General features: G+C 65.6%; 19 protein-coding genes and 1 tRNA gene. 14 read left to right on the forward strand and 6 right to left on the reverse strand.

Features of this window, described 5'->3' with window-relative positions:
* The 3 genes from FNJ47_RS36550 to FNJ47_RS36560 all read left to right on the forward strand — a co-directional run.
* A partial coding sequence (locus FNJ47_RS36550; RefSeq protein WP_163160737.1) for an acyl-CoA carboxylase biotin carboxyl carrier protein subunit occupies nt 1-131 on the forward strand: 131 nt, incomplete at its 5' end.
* Nucleotides 132-238: 107 nt separating this feature from the next.
* Nucleotides 239-1,105 carry an isocitrate lyase/PEP mutase family protein gene (locus tag FNJ47_RS36555; RefSeq protein WP_163160738.1) on the forward strand — a complete coding sequence of 289 codons (867 nt, stop codon included), beginning with the start codon at nt 239-241 and terminating at the stop codon, nt 1,103-1,105.
* A complete protein-coding gene (locus FNJ47_RS36560) occupies nt 1,102-1,401 on the forward strand; it encodes an acylphosphatase (RefSeq protein ID WP_163160739.1) in 300 nt (99 codons plus the stop codon). The genes FNJ47_RS36555 and FNJ47_RS36560 overlap by 4 nt, the downstream gene beginning before the upstream one ends.
* Here FNJ47_RS36560 and FNJ47_RS36565 read toward each other — a convergent pair.
* A complete protein-coding gene (locus FNJ47_RS36565; protein ID WP_206685385.1) occupies nt 1,398-2,210 on the reverse strand; it encodes a class I SAM-dependent methyltransferase in 813 nt (270 codons plus the stop codon). The two genes, FNJ47_RS36560 and FNJ47_RS36565, sit on opposite strands and share 4 nt — an antisense overlap.
* A gap of 175 nt (nt 2,211-2,385) precedes the next feature.
* On the opposite strand from FNJ47_RS36565, the gene FNJ47_RS36570 reads away from it, so the two are divergent.
* The 4 genes from FNJ47_RS36570 to FNJ47_RS36585 are packed head-to-tail and all read left to right on the forward strand — an operon-like array spanning nt 2,386 to nt 5,505.
* A complete protein-coding gene (locus FNJ47_RS36570) occupies nt 2,386-2,943 on the forward strand; it encodes a GbsR/MarR family transcriptional regulator (protein ID WP_163160741.1) in 558 nt (185 codons plus the stop codon).
* 26 nt (nt 2,944-2,969) lie between these two features.
* Nucleotides 2,970-3,635: a DUF4166 domain-containing protein gene (locus tag FNJ47_RS36575; protein WP_163160742.1), complete on the forward strand. Its 666-nt coding sequence runs from the start codon at nt 2,970-2,972 to the stop codon at nt 3,633-3,635.
* Complete coding sequence (locus FNJ47_RS36580) at nt 3,632-5,068, forward strand: TIGR01777 family oxidoreductase (RefSeq protein ID WP_163160743.1); 1,437 nt, start codon at nt 3,632-3,634, stop codon at nt 5,066-5,068. Before FNJ47_RS36575 ends, FNJ47_RS36580 begins: the two co-directional genes overlap by 4 nt.
* An 11-nt stretch (nt 5,069-5,079) precedes the next feature.
* The gene (locus FNJ47_RS36585; protein ID WP_163160744.1) at nt 5,080-5,505 is read left to right on the forward strand and encodes a hypothetical protein; all 426 of its coding nucleotides are present in this window, start codon (nt 5,080-5,082) and stop codon (nt 5,503-5,505) included.
* Between the two features lie 19 nt (nt 5,506-5,524).
* Here FNJ47_RS36585 and FNJ47_RS36590 read toward each other — a convergent pair whose 3' ends face one another.
* Nucleotides 5,525-6,382: a LysR family transcriptional regulator gene (locus FNJ47_RS36590; protein WP_163160745.1), complete on the reverse strand. Its 858-nt coding sequence runs from the start codon at nt 6,380-6,382 to the stop codon at nt 5,525-5,527.
* A 115-nt stretch (nt 6,383-6,497) separates the two neighbouring features.
* On the opposite strand from FNJ47_RS36590, the gene FNJ47_RS36595 reads away from it, so the two are divergent.
* Nucleotides 6,498-6,923, forward strand: coding sequence for a tautomerase family protein (locus FNJ47_RS36595; protein ID WP_163160746.1), 426 nt, complete (start codon nt 6,498-6,500; stop codon nt 6,921-6,923).
* 3 nt (nt 6,924-6,926) lie between these two features.
* Here FNJ47_RS36595 and lipB read toward each other — a convergent pair whose 3' ends face one another.
* On the reverse strand, nt 6,927-7,655 hold the full coding sequence (gene lipB / locus FNJ47_RS36600; RefSeq protein WP_163160747.1) for a lipoyl(octanoyl) transferase LipB: 729 nt from the start codon (nt 7,653-7,655) through the stop codon (nt 6,927-6,929).
* Nucleotides 7,656-7,715: 60 nt separating this feature from the next.
* On the opposite strand from lipB, the gene FNJ47_RS36605 reads away from it, so the two are divergent.
* From FNJ47_RS36605 to FNJ47_RS36615, 3 genes are all read left to right on the forward strand, one after another.
* On the forward strand, nt 7,716-7,961 hold the full coding sequence (locus FNJ47_RS36605; protein ID WP_076831216.1) for a FliM/FliN family flagellar motor switch protein: 246 nt from the start codon (nt 7,716-7,718) through the stop codon (nt 7,959-7,961).
* A 91-nt stretch (nt 7,962-8,052) separates the two neighbouring features.
* Nucleotides 8,053-8,137: transfer RNA gene (locus FNJ47_RS36610), tRNA-Leu, on the forward strand.
* 241 nt (nt 8,138-8,378) lie between these two features.
* The gene (locus FNJ47_RS36615) at nt 8,379-8,741 is read left to right on the forward strand and encodes a hypothetical protein (RefSeq protein WP_163160748.1); all 363 of its coding nucleotides are present in this window, start codon (nt 8,379-8,381) and stop codon (nt 8,739-8,741) included.
* 8 nt (nt 8,742-8,749) lie between these two features.
* Here the strand turns inward: FNJ47_RS36615 and FNJ47_RS36620 are convergent, their stop codons facing one another.
* Both FNJ47_RS36620 and FNJ47_RS36625 read right to left on the reverse strand, forming a co-directional pair.
* On the reverse strand, nt 8,750-10,120 hold the full coding sequence (locus tag FNJ47_RS36620; protein ID WP_163160749.1) for a polysaccharide deacetylase family protein: 1,371 nt from the start codon (nt 10,118-10,120) through the stop codon (nt 8,750-8,752).
* A gap of 96 nt (nt 10,121-10,216) precedes the next feature.
* Nucleotides 10,217-11,047: a polysaccharide deacetylase family protein gene (locus FNJ47_RS36625; protein WP_236000296.1), complete on the reverse strand. Its 831-nt coding sequence runs from the start codon at nt 11,045-11,047 to the stop codon at nt 10,217-10,219.
* Nucleotides 11,048-11,140: 93 nt separating this feature from the next.
* Between FNJ47_RS36625 and mgtE the strand changes: the two genes are divergently transcribed.
* Nucleotides 11,141-12,562, forward strand: coding sequence for a magnesium transporter (gene mgtE, locus FNJ47_RS36630; RefSeq protein WP_163160751.1), 1,422 nt, complete (start codon nt 11,141-11,143; stop codon nt 12,560-12,562).
* Between the two features lie 285 nt (nt 12,563-12,847).
* Entirely contained in the window at nt 12,848-13,168 is a 321-nt protein-coding gene (locus tag FNJ47_RS36635) for a helix-turn-helix domain-containing protein (protein WP_163160752.1), read from the forward strand.
* Between the two features lie 266 nt (nt 13,169-13,434).
* On the opposite strand, the gene FNJ47_RS36640 is transcribed toward FNJ47_RS36635, so the two are convergent.
* Nucleotides 13,435-15,381: an Ig-like domain repeat protein gene (locus FNJ47_RS36640; protein WP_430649446.1), complete on the reverse strand. Its 1,947-nt coding sequence runs from the start codon at nt 15,379-15,381 to the stop codon at nt 13,435-13,437.
* Between FNJ47_RS36640 and FNJ47_RS54825 the strand changes: the two genes are divergently transcribed.
* Nucleotides 15,353-15,413 (forward strand): hypothetical protein (locus FNJ47_RS54825; protein WP_430649447.1); only part of this gene is annotated, 61 nt, incomplete at its 3' end. The two genes, FNJ47_RS36640 and FNJ47_RS54825, sit on opposite strands and share 29 nt — an antisense overlap.

Raw genomic sequence — 15,413 nt, forward strand, 5'->3', positions numbered from 1 at the left:
CCTTGGCAGTCGTGGAAGCCATGAAGATGCAAAACGTGCTGCGCGCCGAGCGTGACGGCACGGTGAAGAAGATCCACGCCGCCGCCGGCGCCACGCTCGCGGTCGATGCGCTGATCCTGGAGTTCGCTTAGCACCGTTATTGCGAGCGCAAGTGAAGCAATCCATCTAACCGCGTATGACGACAGATAGATTGCTTCGTCGCTTCGCTTCTCGCAATGACGCGGATGGAGACAGCACCATGGCCTTCCGCAAACGCCGCGAATCCCTGCGATCGATCCTCAACGGATCAATTTGCGTTCGCCCGGGCTCGGTCTACGACGCGACCTCGATCCGGATTGCGGAGGATCTCGGCTTCGAGCTCGGCATGTTTGGCGGCTCGGTGGCTTCGCTCGCCGTGCTCGGCGATCCCGACATTGCGCTGATCACACTGACCGAATTCGCCGAACAGATACGCCGCATGTCGCGGGCGTCGACCCTTCCGGTGCTCGTCGATGCCGATCACGGTTACGGCAACGCGCTCAATGTCCGCCGCACCGTCCAGGAAGTGGAAGCTGCCGGTGCCGCCGGCCTCACCATCGAGGACACGCTGCTGCCGCAGGCGTTCGGCCAGCCGAAGACCCGGCTGATCTCGCTGGAGGAGGGCGTCGGCAAGATGAAGGCCGCGCTCGACGGGCGCAGCGACCCGTCGCTCGTGATCCTCGGCCGGACCGGTGCCGTCTCGATCACTGATCTCGACGACGCGATCGCACGCGCGCGGGCCTATCAGGCGGTCGGCGTCGACGGGCTGTTCTTCACCGGCATCAAGTCGCGCGGTGAGCTGGAGGCGATTTCGGCGGCGACGACGCTGCCGATCGTGCTCGGTGGCGCGCCGGAGGAGATGACCGGGCTGGACTATCTGGCGAGCCAGCGCGTCAGGATCGCGCTGCAGGGCCACGCGCCGTTCGCGGCCGCAACCCAGGCCGTCTACGAGACGCTGAAGGCGCTGCGCGACGGCACCTCGCCGAAGAACCTCAAGGGTATTGCGTCCCCCGAACTGACCAGCCGCGTGATGCGCGAGGCGGAGACCAAGGCGCGCAGCGGCGAACTCCTCGGCCTGAAAAAGTGAGCGGCGCGATCCGCCACGTCACCATCACCGGACGCGTCCAGGGCGTCGGCTATCGCGCCTGGGTTCACGAACATGCCAACGCGCGCGGCCTCGAAGGCTGGGTCCGCAACCGCCGCGACGGGAGCGTCGAAGCGGTGTTCGCCGGCCCCGACGACGTCGTTGCCGACATGATCAAGGCGTGCGGCCGTGGTCCGATCTCGGCGCGGGTCGACCGCGTACAGGCAGGAGCCGGCACGCCTGACCTGCTGAACCTGCGCGGGGCGGGCGAGCGGTTCGCCTTCCTGCCGACGGTCTAAGCGGCCGAAATCACCAGCGCCTGAATCTTTCCATCGATGGGGCCGTTGCCGAAGCGGCGTGCCAGCGCCTCCGCCACGCGCTCTGTCGCAGCCTCGAGGCTCGGTTGACCCTGCGCCTCGATTTCGCCGCGCATCGGCGTGCCCTGGCAGTAGGCGATGGCGACATCCTGGGGCGAAGCGGCGGGACTCCGCTGGGTGACCAGCTCGATGGCAATGTCGCGAAAGCCGGCAGCGGTCAGGTCGGCGCGGATGCGCGCCGGATCGTGATAGCCGTGCGGCGTCCGCGCCATGAATTGCGGCGGGTTGCTCGGAAATACCCTGTGCATCGTCTGCTGCATGACGTCGGCGAAATCATTCTCCTCGATCCTGTCCCAGACGTTGAAGAAGTACCGTCCGCCGGGCCTGATCACACGCCGTGCTTCGGCGTAACCCTCGACGCGGTCGGGGAAGAACATCGCGCCGAACTGGCAGGCGACGACATCGAAGCTCGCATCGCCAAAGGGCAGCGACAGCGCATCAGCCTGCTGCCATCGGATGTTCGGTTTGCCCGCGAGATGCGTCTTCGCCTGCGCCAGCATCGGCTCGTTGAGATCGGTCGCGATGATCTGCGTATCGGGCAATTCCGTCGCCAACACGGTGGTGACGGCTCCGGTGCCCGCCGCGATCTCCAGCAGGTCGCGCGGCCGGTGGCCCTTGATGCGCTGCGCGAGGTCGCGGGCATAGGGCGCAAAAATCATCGGCACCATGAGCTGGTCGTAGAGCTGCGGGACCGATCCCGCGAAGATTTTGTCGGAAAGGGGAGCCATCATATGCATTCCCTCGCGAAAACCGGACGGCCATCCTGGCCGTCACGGGCAGAAGCCGCCTTCGAAGTATGACCCAGTGATCCGCCGGCGCCAACGCCTCGAATTGCGACGTATCCCTCATCCTGCGGCGGCGGAGGCCGCCCTTGACATTCGCTCCGAATGGTCTGATATTTCTGTCATGACAGAAATAACCGCCAAGAAAAAACTCCCCGCCGTCGTAGAGCGCTTCATCCTGCATTGGGGCGATATGGGCGACCAGTGGGGCGTCAACCGCTCGGTCAGCCAGATCCATGGACTGCTCTACCTCGCCGAGGCGCCGATGACGGCGGAGGACATCGCCGACACGCTCGGCATGGCGCGCTCCAACGTCTCCAATTCGATCAAGGAATTGCTGTCCTGGGGGTTGATCCGGCGGGTGCCGATCCTCGGCGATCGTCGCGACCATTTCGAGGCCGAGACCGACATCTGGGAGGTCGCGGCCAAGATCGCGGCCGGGCGCAAGGAGCGTGAGATCGATCCGGCGCTTGCAGCATTGCGGGCCTGCGTCTCCGACGCGGCCGACGATCCGGCCATCTCTCCGCTCGCCAGCAAGCGGCTGAAGGAGATGCTGACATTCACCGAGCTGGTCGACCGCTGGTACACGCAGATGCTGAACGTGCCGCGGCCGCGCCTGGTCGCGCTGATCAAGCTCGGCGAGAAGATCGTGAGTTTCCTGCCGACAGGCAGAGCCAAATAGGGGCGGCGGCGTAACGGGAGTGTGCGATGGCGTCAGCAAGGATATCCACCTTAAAGACAGCGCCGGCTTCCGATACCAAACTGCTCGACGATCATCGCTTTCGCGCATTGTTGTCGAATGAGGATTGGGGCCGCTTGCCGGTCGCAATCTGGCGGCGCTTCTCGACGCGGTTCGAGGACGGCAACACCGTCGTCTATGTCGGCGAGGTCGAGGAAGCCGCGAGCAGCCGCGCCGGCTGGTGGCTGGCGCAGGCCGCGCGGCTGATCGGCGGGCCGCTCCCGACCGGCAGCGAGACCGGTGTACCGATGATCGTCACGGTCACCGAGGATGCCGCGAGCGGCGGCCAGATATGGACCCGCATCTGCGCGCGCCGCGACGGCTTCCCGCAGGTGATCCATTCCGCCAAGCGTTTCGCCGGTCCGACCGGGCTCGAGGAATATGTCGGCTTCGGCGTCAGCATGGCGCTGCGGATCGCGGTGGAGCATGAGGCGCTGGTGTTTCACAGCGTCGGCTATTCGCTGCAGCTCGGTCCGTTTCGCCTGCCGCTGCCCGAATGGCTCACGCCCGGCGATCTCACCGTGACCCATTCCGATCTCGGCTGCGGCGACTTCCGCTTCACGCTGGAGATCATCCACCCGCGTTTCGGCCGGCTGATCCGTCAGTCTGCCGTGTTCAGGGAGGCCACATCATGACGCCGCTGCTTTGGATTCTGGTCGCCATCCAGATCGCGATGGGCGCGTTCGACACTTTTTATCACCACGAGTTCACCGAGCGGCTGGCCTGGCGCCCGTCGCAGCGCCATGAGTTGCAGCTGCACAGTGTGCGGAACATGCTTTATGCGCTGCTGTTCCTCGTGCTCGGCTGGCTGGAGGTGCACGGCATTATCGCGATCGCCATCATGGTCGTGCTGGTCGTCGAAATCGTGATTACGCTGATGGATTTCGTCGAGGAGGATCTGAGCCGAAAGCTGCCGCCGAGCGAGCGGATCAATCATACGCTGCTCGCGATCAATTACGGCGCCATCCTCGTGCTGCTGGTGCCGATCCTGATCGGTTGGGCCATGCTGCCGACGGCCGTCGTGCCGGCCTATGCGGGTCTGCTTAGCGTGTTCGCAACCGCTGCGGCCCTCGGTGCCGCGCTGTTCGGCGCGCGCGATTTTGCCGCCGCCAGGCGGCTGGGACGGATGGCCAGCGTGCCGGCTGCGACGCTGGTCGAGAAATTGCCGGCGCGGCAGACCGTGCTGGTGACCGGCGCGACCGGTTTCATCGGCAGTCGCCTTGTTGCCAGCCTCACGGCAGCGGGCCATCAGGTGATTGCGCTGATCCGCAATCCGGCGAAGACCGAGATGCTGCCGCCGCCGGTGACGCTGATCACGCGCCTCGACCAGCTGCCGGCCGACACAAGGATTGATGCCATCGTCAATCTCGCGGGCGAGCCGATCGGCAACGGCCTGTGGACCGAGGCCAAGCGCCGCAGGATCCTCGCCTCGCGGATCGACATGACGGCCGATGTCGTCAAGCTGATCGCGCGGCTCGAACGCAAGCCGTCGGTGCTGGTGAGCGGCTCCGCGATCGGCTGGTACGGGCTCTGGCAGGACCAGGTGCTGACGGAGTCGGCGAAATCCCACGCATGCTTCAGTCACGAGCTGTGCGAGGCCTGGGAGAATGCGGCGAAGCCCGCCACCGAGCACGGCGTTCGCGTAGCGAATTTGCGGATCGGCCTCGTGGTCGGCACCGATGGCGGCTTCATCACGCGGATGCTGACGCCGTTCGAATTCGGTCTCGGCGGACCGCTCGGCTCGGGCAAGCAGTGGATGTCGTGGATCGAGCGCGACGATCTGGTGCGCCTGATCGCGCATGTGATCGCAAAGCCTGAACTGTCCGGCCCTGTCAACGCGACCGCGCCGATCCCGGTCACCAACACGAAATTCACCGAGGAGCTGGGGCGCCGGCTGCACCGGCCCGCGATCTTCCGCGTGCCTGCCGCGCTGCTCCGCGCAGTCGGCGGCGACTTCGCCAACGAGCTGTTGCTCGGCGGCCAACGTGTGCTGCCGAACAAGGCGCTCAGCAATGGTTTTGTGTTCCGGCACGAGACCCTGCGCAGCGCATTCGAGGCGATCCTGTAGAGGAGGGCACGATGTCCAGCACCTGTTCGCGCGCTTTCGGAGGTTGGTTGGCGGGCTGTGGCGCCGCGACCGCGGTGCTTTCCGGCGTTGCCCAGACCCTTCTGATTATCATGTCCGGTGGCGACATAACGAGATTGTTGGGAGGCATCGTCGCGCTTCTGCTTCCCTCATTCCTGGTTTTCGTCGTCACCTGTTTCTTGACCGCTATTCCCGCCGCGATCGTCATCTGGGTGGGCGAAGAGCTTCTGATCGGATCGGCCGTGTTCTTCGGCTGCGCAGGCACCGTGATCGGCGCGTTGAGCATCAGCGTCCTGCTGCGATCTCCGGCAGTCTGGACATCGGGACTTGGTTGCCTGTTCGCTGTAGCCGGATTCGTCGCAGGTCTGACCTACTGGTTTGTCGTGCGAGAGCTGGAGGCCGGCGAATATTCCTCCTGAGTCCGCATGGTCGTTCTCGTCAGGTCGCTGCGGCGACGCTCCGGAACGTCGCAGCCAGCGTCCGCAATGCCGCCAGCTTCGCGGGATCGCTGACCTTGGAATGCAGCATCACCTTTGATGCGCCGAGCCGGGGGAGCTTGTGGGTTGGTCCGATGTCGATCAGGCCCGGCGGCGCGATGCGGCGGACGAGGGGCGCGACGGCAAGTCCTGCGAGTGCTGCTGATACCACCGCGGTGACGCCGCCGCCGATGAAGCTTTCCGTCCACGCGATGCCGGCCTTGTCGAGCGCGCGCACGGCCAGGGCGCGTACGCCGCAGGGTGGCGCGAGGGCCGCCAGCGGCAAGGCGTCGCCGCGCGGCCAGACGAAGCGCTTGGCGGCGAACCAGCCGAATTCGTCCTCGGTCAGTTTCTCGCCGCCGCGCCGGCTGCCTTCCTGGCGTACGATCACGGCGTCGAGTTCGCCGGCATCGTAGGCATCGAGCATTTCGCGCGAGAAACCGATCGTCACGGCGAGTGCAAGTTGGGAGGCCATCGCGTGCAACCGCTCCAGCAGCGGCACCAGCTCCGGGCCTGCCGCGTGATCGCTGATCCCGAGCGTGAGCTGCTGCCGCGCCGGTTTCTCGCCTGATAGCGCGCGGTCATGCACCTCGATCAGTGCGCGGGCGTGGTGCAGGAAGGCCGCACCATCAGCGGTCAGCCGCACCGCGCGCGGCGAGCGCTCGACCAGCCGCTTGCCGAGCACGGTTTCGAGGCGCTGCAATTTCATGCTGATCGCCGCTTGCGTAGTGCCGAGCGCTTCGGCGGCGCGCGTGAAGCCCTGCAACTCGGCGACGAGGAGGAAGGCCTGCATGGTATCGATGTCGAGCGTGGTCGTCATGATCAATGATCGTTATCATTGCTATCCATATAGATAAGATACCAAGATGATGCGTAAAGGTCTAGCTAGAGGAGGCGCGATTGACCCGCGCCAACCGAATTCAAGGAGACCGATCATGCCCCTTATCACCGTCACCTACGCGACCTCGCGCCAGTCGCCGTCGCTGAAGTCCGATATCGCTGCCGCTGTCTCGGACCTGACCGCAGGGATTCTGCACAAGGATCCCAAGGTCACTGCGATCATCGTCAAGTCGGCCGACGCCGCCGACTGGTTCGCCGGCGGTAAGTCGCTCGCCGAGCAGGGGCTCGCGAGCTACTGGCTCGACATCCACGTCACCGAAGGCACCAACACCAAGGACGAGAAGGCGGCCTATCTCGCGGCACTGTTCAAGCGGATGGGCGAGTTGCTCGGGCCGCTCCACACCGAGAGCTACGCTCATGTCGATGAAGTGAAGGGCGATGCCTACGGCTTCGGCGGCCTGACCCAGGAGCGCCGCTACATCGCCGGCAAGCTCGAGGTCGCGCCGCAAAAGGCGGCGTGAGGTCTAGCCGGTCGTTTCCGGCAGGCGCGTTGCGGTGTCGCCGAACACCTCGGCAAATGCCTGCCGGAGCGCGATGTCGACATCGGCCATCGTGACCGGCAATCCGAGATCGACCAGCGAGGTGACGCCGTAGCGCGGATCGACCACGCCGCAGGGCACGATCGCCTGGAAGTGCGAAAGATCCGGCTCGACATTGATCGCGATGCCGTGGAACGAGACCCAGCGGCGCAGCCGCACGCCGATCGCGGCGATCTTGTCCTCGTAGCCTTGCCCCTTGTCCGGGCGACGCACCCAGACCCCGACGCGATCCTCGCGGCGCTCGCCGCGCACATTGAAGGCGGCGAGCGTGCGGATGATCCATTCCTCCAGCGAGGCGACGTAGGCGCGGACATCCGGCCGGCGCCGCTTGACGTCGAGCATCACATAGGCCACGCGCTGGCCCGGGCCGTGATAGGTGACCTGGCCGCCGCGGCCGCTCTGGAAGGTCGGAAAGCGCGGATCGAGCAGGTCGTCGGCCTTGCCGCTGGTGCCGGAGGTATAGAGCGGCGGATGCTCGAGCAGCCACACCAGTTCAGGCGCCGATCCGTCGGCAATCGCCGCCACTCGCGCGTCCATCGCAGCGAGAGAATCGGGGTAGGGCACCGGGCGGTCCGCAATCCGCCATTCGACCGCTTCGCCGCCCGAAGGGCGCGCAAAGGTCGTCAAATCGAGGCTTTGGCGGTCGTTAACCATTAGCTAACCCTAACGTGGTCAGGTGAACCCACAATTTAGTTCCCGTTCGGCGGTTCAGAAGTGCCCACGCTCGATAAAGTCAGCGTCGATCTCATGGTGGTTCTCGGTACCACCACCATGCCGATTCACCAGGTCATGCGGCTGTCCCGCGGCGCCATCATCGAACTGGATGCCACCGAGGCCGACGAGGTCAAGATCCTCGCCAACAACCTGCCCGTCGCCAGCGGCGTGGTTCTGGTCGACCGCAACCGGATTGCGGTCGAGGTCAAGCAAATGCTGCCGAAATCTCCCGGAGTTCGCGGTTAATTCGCGCATTAATCGCCTTGTCCCTGCATGCATGATTTGTTACATGGCCCCGTCGATGCGGCGGCGCCTTAGGGTTCCATCCGGCATCCTAGCGCTCGTGGCGGAATTGGTAGACGCGCTGCCTTGAGGTGGCAGTGGGTAACACCGTGGGGGTTCGAGTCCCTCCGAGCGCACCACACCTCAGCTGATCCTTGAAATCGCTGAACTTTTCGAAGCGTAGCCGCTCGCCTCTGTGCCGGCCTTCGCGTCGGTCGGCCCCAGATCTGGAGCGGTTGGTGAAGGTGCCGGCCGATGCGGTCCTGTAACACCGGTCGGATAGATTCGCGGATGCATGGCCTGGCTGGTTCGGCGCTGCCGGCCGGAGGGCCGCTGCACCTTCCGATCGCGCGGCCCAAGCCTGCCCACCCGGAGTGCCTGATGATCTTTGCCAGCTACGCCTACCGTGTCCTCTCCAACTTCGTGTTTCTGGGGCTGGTCTATTTCACGCTGAACCTTCTGGAGAGATATGAGCAGCGCGCGAGGGTGGCGATCCTGATTCTGGTTTATGCGGCGATGCATGCCTTCTCCGGGCTGCGCTCGTTCTATTTTTTCCAGCGCATCGAGCGCCTGCGGCGGTTGGCCGCGGTGGCCGGCGAGGGGCCCCATGCGGCGGCCTCGCGCAAGCAGATCGTCGGCGATGTCACCGCGCTCAGGCATGCCGGCGAGATCAAATCCTATATCGACATCTTTTTCCTGGCGCTGGTGATCCTGCTCTGCGTCGCCAAGATCGTGGCCAGCTAGATCGCGCGCTAGTCAGGCACGCGCTTGCCGGCGGCCGAGGCTTCGGCGCGTGGCGTGCGCTTGGCGATGCGAACCGAAGCATTGTTCGCAGCCGGCGGTGCGACACGCATGGGCGTGCCGTGGATCCTGCCGTGACCCGCAGCGGGGATCTGATGCGCGGCCTGCTTCGGATGCCTGGCCTGCTGCGCGGAGATCGCCTGCGCACGCGGCGCACCGACGGCTGGACCGGTTGCGCGCTGTGCGAGGCGGCGACTGGCGGCCGAGCGGGCCGCGAGCAGGGTCAGGTCCAGTGCTTCGGGAACGCGAAACACGTCGGCCGCGGGAATCGGCAATGTCGAGACCGGCGCGAGCAGCGTGAGCTGCGGCTGTGGCCACGGCGTGCGGACCGGCACAGCGACGCGGGCGTGCTGCGCGTGGTCGAGGATGTCGGCATCGCGCCAGTCCATGTCGGCAAAGACCGGTGCGGGCAGCGTCCGCGTCGCGGTGAAGACGAAGTTCGGAATCTTCGGCCAGCGCGTGGTCGCTACCGTCTCGGTCGGCGGATGCATGAGCCATTGCTGCGGCTCGGTCGGCGTCGCCGGGCGGTCGGCCGTCGCGGGCACGACGTGCACGATGCGATAGCCACGCTCCTTCAGCGTGTTGAGGATGCGCGGCAGCGCCGCGACGGTGCGCGGCTGGATGTCGTGCAGCAGCAGGATGCCCTTGCGCTTGGCCTCGATGCGCTGGATCGCGAGATCGTAGACCCGCTGCGGCGAAACGTGGCGCCAGTCGTCGGCCGGGAAGTCGGCGCTCCAGACCTGGATACCCTGCGACGCCAGATACGCTTCCGGGATCTCGGCGCGCATCAGGCCGGGAATCCGGAAGAACGGCGCCAGCTTGCTCCTGTCGCCATTGAGCGCTGCGAGCGTCGAGGCGATGCCGTCGTCGACTTCCTGCCGCACCCGCTCGAGCGGCATCTTGTTCATCGTCAACGGATGGTTCTGGCTGTGCGTGCCGACGGTATGTCCGGCCGAGATCAGCTTGCGCACGCCCTCCGGATTGAACCGGGCCTGGGAGCCGATGGTGAAGAAGGTAGCCTTGACGCACTGGCTTGCAAGAATGGCCAGCACCTGGTTGCTGTATTTCGGCAGCGGCCCGTCGTCGAAGGTCAGCACCACTTCATGGTCGGCGAGCGGCAGGGTCTCCGGATACTGCATGGTGCCGATCCGCGGATGCTCCGTGGGATCGACGACGAGGGTGCGCGAGGTGCCGAGTGCGTTAGGGTTAGGGCAATCCGCGGCGAGGGCGACGTACGGCGTCATCAAGCCGCAGCCCAGCAGCGCCGCGCCGATCACGGTCCGCGACCGCTTCCGGATCATCACCAGGACGTTTGCAATCATCAAATCTCGGCCGCATTCCAAACGCACTGACGAATCCTTAGGTGCGGCGCCATGAACGCCGCCTTAACAGTCTGTAATCCAGCTCGGGGCCCGGGTTCAATGTGTCCGGTCGGACACGGTTTTCATCGCTGCCGGGACGATGTGGACGACGTGATAATTATGCTCGCGCAGATACCTTAGAAAGGCCGGCAGCATCTGGGCTGTCCGCATTTGCGGATCATGCAGCAGGATAATTCCCTTGCGGTGGCCTTCGAGCCGCCCGGTCAGCAGCTTGAGTTCCTCCTCGGGGGTCATCTTGTTCCAATCGCTGGCCCAGAAATCGGCTCCGAACACCGCGATACCGCGCTTTTCCAGACGATCGAGCAGCGCGGGCGTCGACTCGAAATAGGGGAACCGGAAGAACGGCGTGCTCGGGACCGTGCTCGCGGTGCCGCGCAAGGCCGTCTGGACCGCTTCGATCCCCCGATTGATGTTCGCCTCGGCCAGATCCGTCGGCATTTTGTTGAGATGCGGATGGTCCCAACTGTGATAGCCGATGCTGTGGCCGAGCCGTGCGATCTTGCGGACCATATCGGGATGGTCCGCCGCGTTGCGGCCGACCATGAAGAAGGTGGCCTGCACGCATTCGGTTGCCAGCGCCGTCAGCACCTTGTCGGTGACGCCAGGTGTCGGCCCGTCGTCGAAGGTCAGCACGACCTCGCCATCCCTGAGCGGCAGGGTCTGCGGAAAGCTCTTCAGTCCAACGCGCGGATAGGTCGCAGGGTCGACCTCGAGCACACGTGAGGTGCCGAGCGCGTCGTTGCGCGAGCACTCGGCGGCGTGCGCCGCGCCGATCAGCGCAAGGGGCGCGATCGGGATGAGCGCGAGAGGCGCGATCGAGATCAGCGCCGCGACAATGTTGAGGATCGGTCGCGGTGCGCTCAACATATTTCTCATTGCACTGGGCCCCACCGATTAGGTAATCCGTTCCGCACTCATCCAACCAGTTTTTCCCCTCCTGTCAAACCGGCGAAACACGGCATGGCCGAGAAAATCGACGTTGCCGAGCCCGCCGAGGCAGACCCCCTGGCCCGGATGCCGATGCGGGACGAGGAGGGCCAGCTCCGCGGCGAATTCGTCGCGGAGATCACCCGGGCCATCCACGCCGCCGACCGGCCGCTGCTGTGTGAGGTGGTCGCGGAACTGCACGAGGCGGATCTCGGCGACCTGATCGCCGCGCTGGAGCCGGACGACCGGGTCACGCTGGTCGAGATCACGGGCGCTGATTTCGATTTTTCGGCACTCAACGAGGTCGACGAAACGGTCCGCGAGGAGATCCTCGAGGAACTCGAGCCGGAGACGGTTGCAGAGGGCGTCCGCGAGCTCGAATCCGACGACGCCGTCGAGCTCCTCGAAAGCCTCGACGAGGAGGACCAGGAAGAGATCCTGGAGAAGCTGCCGGCGGCCGAGCGCGAGGACATCGAGCGCAGCCTGCTGTATCCGGAGAATTCCGCCGGCCGACGGATGCAGACCGAGTTCATCGCGGTGCCGCCGGATTGGAACGTCGGGCAGGCGATCGACTACATGCGCGACACGCCCGATCTGCCCGAGCGGTTCTACGAGATCTATGTGGTCGACGCCGACAGGCACCTGCTCGGCGCGATGCCGCTCGACGCGCTGCTGCGTGCGCGCCGCCCGGTTCCGGTCAAGGACCTGATCGACGAGGACCGCCGCCGGGTCTCGGCGCTGGAGGACCAGGAAGAGGTCGCACGGATGTTCGGCAAGTACAATCTGGTCGCGGCTCCCGTGGTCGACACCACCGACCGGCTGGTCGGCGTGATCACCATCGACGACGTCGTCGACGTGATCGAGGAGGAGGCCGACGAGGACTTGAAGGCGCTCGGCGGTGTCACCCATCCCGAAGAGCTGTCCGACACGGTCTGGACCATCGCCCGCGGCCGCTTCAACTGGCTGCTGGTCAATCTCGCGACCGCATTCCTCGCCTCGTCGGTGCTCGGCCTGTTCGAGGGCCAGCTCGAGAAGATGGTGGCGCTCGCGGTGTTGGCGCCGATCGTGGCGAGCCAGGGCGGCAATGCCGCGACCCAGACCATGACGGTCGCGGTGCGCGCGCTCGCCACCCGCGAGCTCGGTGCGTTCAACGCAATGCGCGTGGTGCTACGCGAGACCATGGTCGGGCTCGTCAACGGCATTGCGTTTGCCGTCATCACCGGCATCGCCGCGGTGGCCTGGTTCAAGATCCCGGGCCTCGGCATCGTGATCGGGCTTGCGATCATCTGCAATCTGGTCGCCGGCGCGCTCGGCGGCATCCTGATCCCGATGGTGCTGGAACGGGTGCGGGCCGACCCCGCGGTCGCCTCCGGCACCTTCGTCACGACCGTCACCGACGTGGTCGGCTTCTTCTCGTTCCTCGGCATCGCCACGCTGTGGTTCGGGCTGAAATAGGTCGGAGTCCCGGGGGCAGGGCTATCGCACATAGCCTGCCTCCGCAGGGGCGCACTGCCAAAATATCGAAAACAACCCCATGCAAAGTAGCCGGCGGCATACCGGCATTCGACACGGCAACTTGACATGTCGGGCAAATCAGCGGCATTATTCTATTATTCAGAAAACCGCGCCGCGCCTCGTAGCCATGTGCGATTGCCCTTGGGGGCGGCTTATCGTTAATCGCGCCTTAACGGGGTTGGCGGATGATGGCCCTATCTCCAAGGGGCCATCACGGGGGCCATCATGCAGCGGTTGCGGCTCAAGGCGGACGGACGGATCGTCGAATTGCGCGACGGGCAGGAAATCCCGCTTGTGCCCGCGCATCCGGCCGACGCGGCGATGCAGCCTGCGGCGGCCCAGCCGGCCGTGCGTGATTTGCGCCGCCGGGCCCGGCTCACCCAGCTCGAATTCGCCGCCAAGCTCGGCGTGCCCGTGGAAACCATCCGCAATTGGGAGCAGGGCAAGCGCGCACCGCGCGGCCCCGCCCGCGCACTGCTTGCCGTGATCGCGCATTCGCCCGAGACGGTGTTCGCCGCGCTGTCGAGCGAGCCGACGGCGGCTTGAGCAGGTAGGGCGTGCTTCGCCGTCATCGCGCCAACGCGCCACATTCACTGCCGTCGTCCTGGCGAGAGCCCGGACCCATAATCACCGCGTTTGGTGATGAACGGGACTATTTCGATGCTGCCGCAACGGCAGTTTCGTGTCGAACAGTTCGCCGGCCTACCGGTTGGCGCCGAGAACGTTACTGTAGTTCGTGCGCAATTGAGCTCGTATCTCGCAGTTGCTTCGCGACAGCAGGCAATGCTCGTCCGAGAAGTTCCGCGCAGATATCAGAACGGCACATTTGCTTTCGCGCTCAACGTCCAGATCTGGGTGTTGCTGCCAAGGCCGCCGAATTCTCCGCCGATCGCGACACCGGCTCCGCCGGGGAAGCGCGCTGCGAGACCGCCGGTCGCACGCGCCGACCATCCTTGCAGCAGGGGTGTCGATGCGAGCGGGAGGCCACCTGCCGCAAGGATCGCGCCGCTATCTTCCTTGTTGAAGTAATAGTCGCCGTAGAGCCCGGCGAACGGGGTGAGCACGATGCCACTGTCCAGCCACGGCACCGGGTAGGCGGCCTTCACGCCCCCCGAGGCGCGTCCGCTCATGAAGTCGTGGGTGCCTTGCTGGGTCCCGAGGGAGTCGACGTAGCTGTTCTGATGCTCCCTGAGCGCATAGACCCTCGCGGACGGCTCGATCAGGAAGCCGGCGGTCTTGTATGTGCCGGTCAGGCCGGTCGCGAACATCCAGCGCTCGCCGGTGAAATTGCCCTGCGCGGTGCCGGCGATGCCATTGTATCCGATGCCGGAGTAGGTGACGGCCGCGTCGTAGCGCAGCGTCGGCAGGATCTTCCAGCCGAGATAGGTGCCGGTGGTCCAGCCATCGCCCTTGAGCTTTCCGTTGATGTCCTGCTCGGTGTAGCTGAAGGTTTCCCAGCCGCCCACGACACCGATTGCCAGGGTCGGCGTCGCTTTGTAGGTCAGGCCCATCAACGCATTGACCTGCTGGCCGTAGAGCGAAGCCTGCGAGGCCTGCGCCACGCCGTTGGCGTTCGTCGTGCCCCAGCGGTCGAGGCTCGCGCTGCGCACGTCGGCCCAGAGCAGCCACTGCTTCTCCTCCTGCCATTTCGGAGGCGCTTTCTTCGGCATCTGTTGAGCGATCGCTGCAAAGGCATCGTCGACCCGCGGGCCGCTGCGGCGCGCTCCACCGAACGACGATGCGTCGCGGCGTCCGTCAGAGCCAAACGCGCTGCTGGCGAAACCAGGTGTGCTCGTTGCTGGCTCGGCCCCATCGCCATCGCGCGGATCGGCAGAGAAATTGAACCGGATGCGTCCGTTGCCCGGTGTCATGAAGGCGCCGCCATCGTTGAAGCTGTCGGCGATCGCGTCGTCGATCGCGCCTGATATCGCCTGGCCCGATGTCTGCGCCACCATCTTGGTGACGTTGAGCTGAAGTGCCCGCAATCGCACGCTGTCGATCGGCACGTTGACCGTCTGCGCAAGCGACGGTGAGTTGCTGGACGCAAACGTGGTGCTGCCGCCGTAGCTCGCGGTGATCGTATGGCTGCCGATCGCAAGCGTCGAGACGGCGAGGGTCGCAACGCCGCCCGACAAGGTCGCGGAGCCGATCGTTGCGCCGCTGTCGGCGAATGTGACCGTGCCCGCGGGAGTTCCGCCGGACGCGGTGACGGTTGCGGTGAACGTCACGGATTGCCCGAATTGGCTCGGATTCTGTGATGACGCCAGCGCGGTCTGCGTCGTTGCCGATTGATAGGTGAAGCGATCGCCGGCCGTGACGGAGGACGCCTGCGAATTGTTGGTCACGACGATGTCTACCGTGCCCGTACCGGGTGGCGAGACGGCCGTGATCGAGCTCGCCGAATTGACCGTGTAGCTGGCCGCGTTCACAGCACCGAACCTGACTGCGCCGGCGCCCGTCGTTCCACCGAAACCTGATCCGGCGATGGTTACGGAGGTGCCGCCCCCCGCAGGACCTGTTGTCGGCGAGATCGACGTGATCACGGGCGCCGCCAGGTAGCTGAACTGATCCGCGGCCGAGGTTGCGGAGGTTCCGCCTGCGGTCGTCACCCTGATATCGACGACAGCTGAGCCGGCGGGCGCCGTCGCGGTGATCGACGTCGCGGAATTGACCGTGAAGCTGGTCGCGGCCGTGGCGCCGACGGTGACGTTGATCTCGCCGGCATCGGGACTGGCTCCCGGCGGTACGGCTGTGACCATCACCGGCACCGGCTTCACCGGTGTGACGGCGG

The organism is Bradyrhizobium uaiense (genome assembly GCF_010811875.1).
In the GTDB taxonomy this organism is placed as follows: Bacteria; Pseudomonadota; Alphaproteobacteria; order Rhizobiales; family Xanthobacteraceae; genus Bradyrhizobium; species Bradyrhizobium uaiense.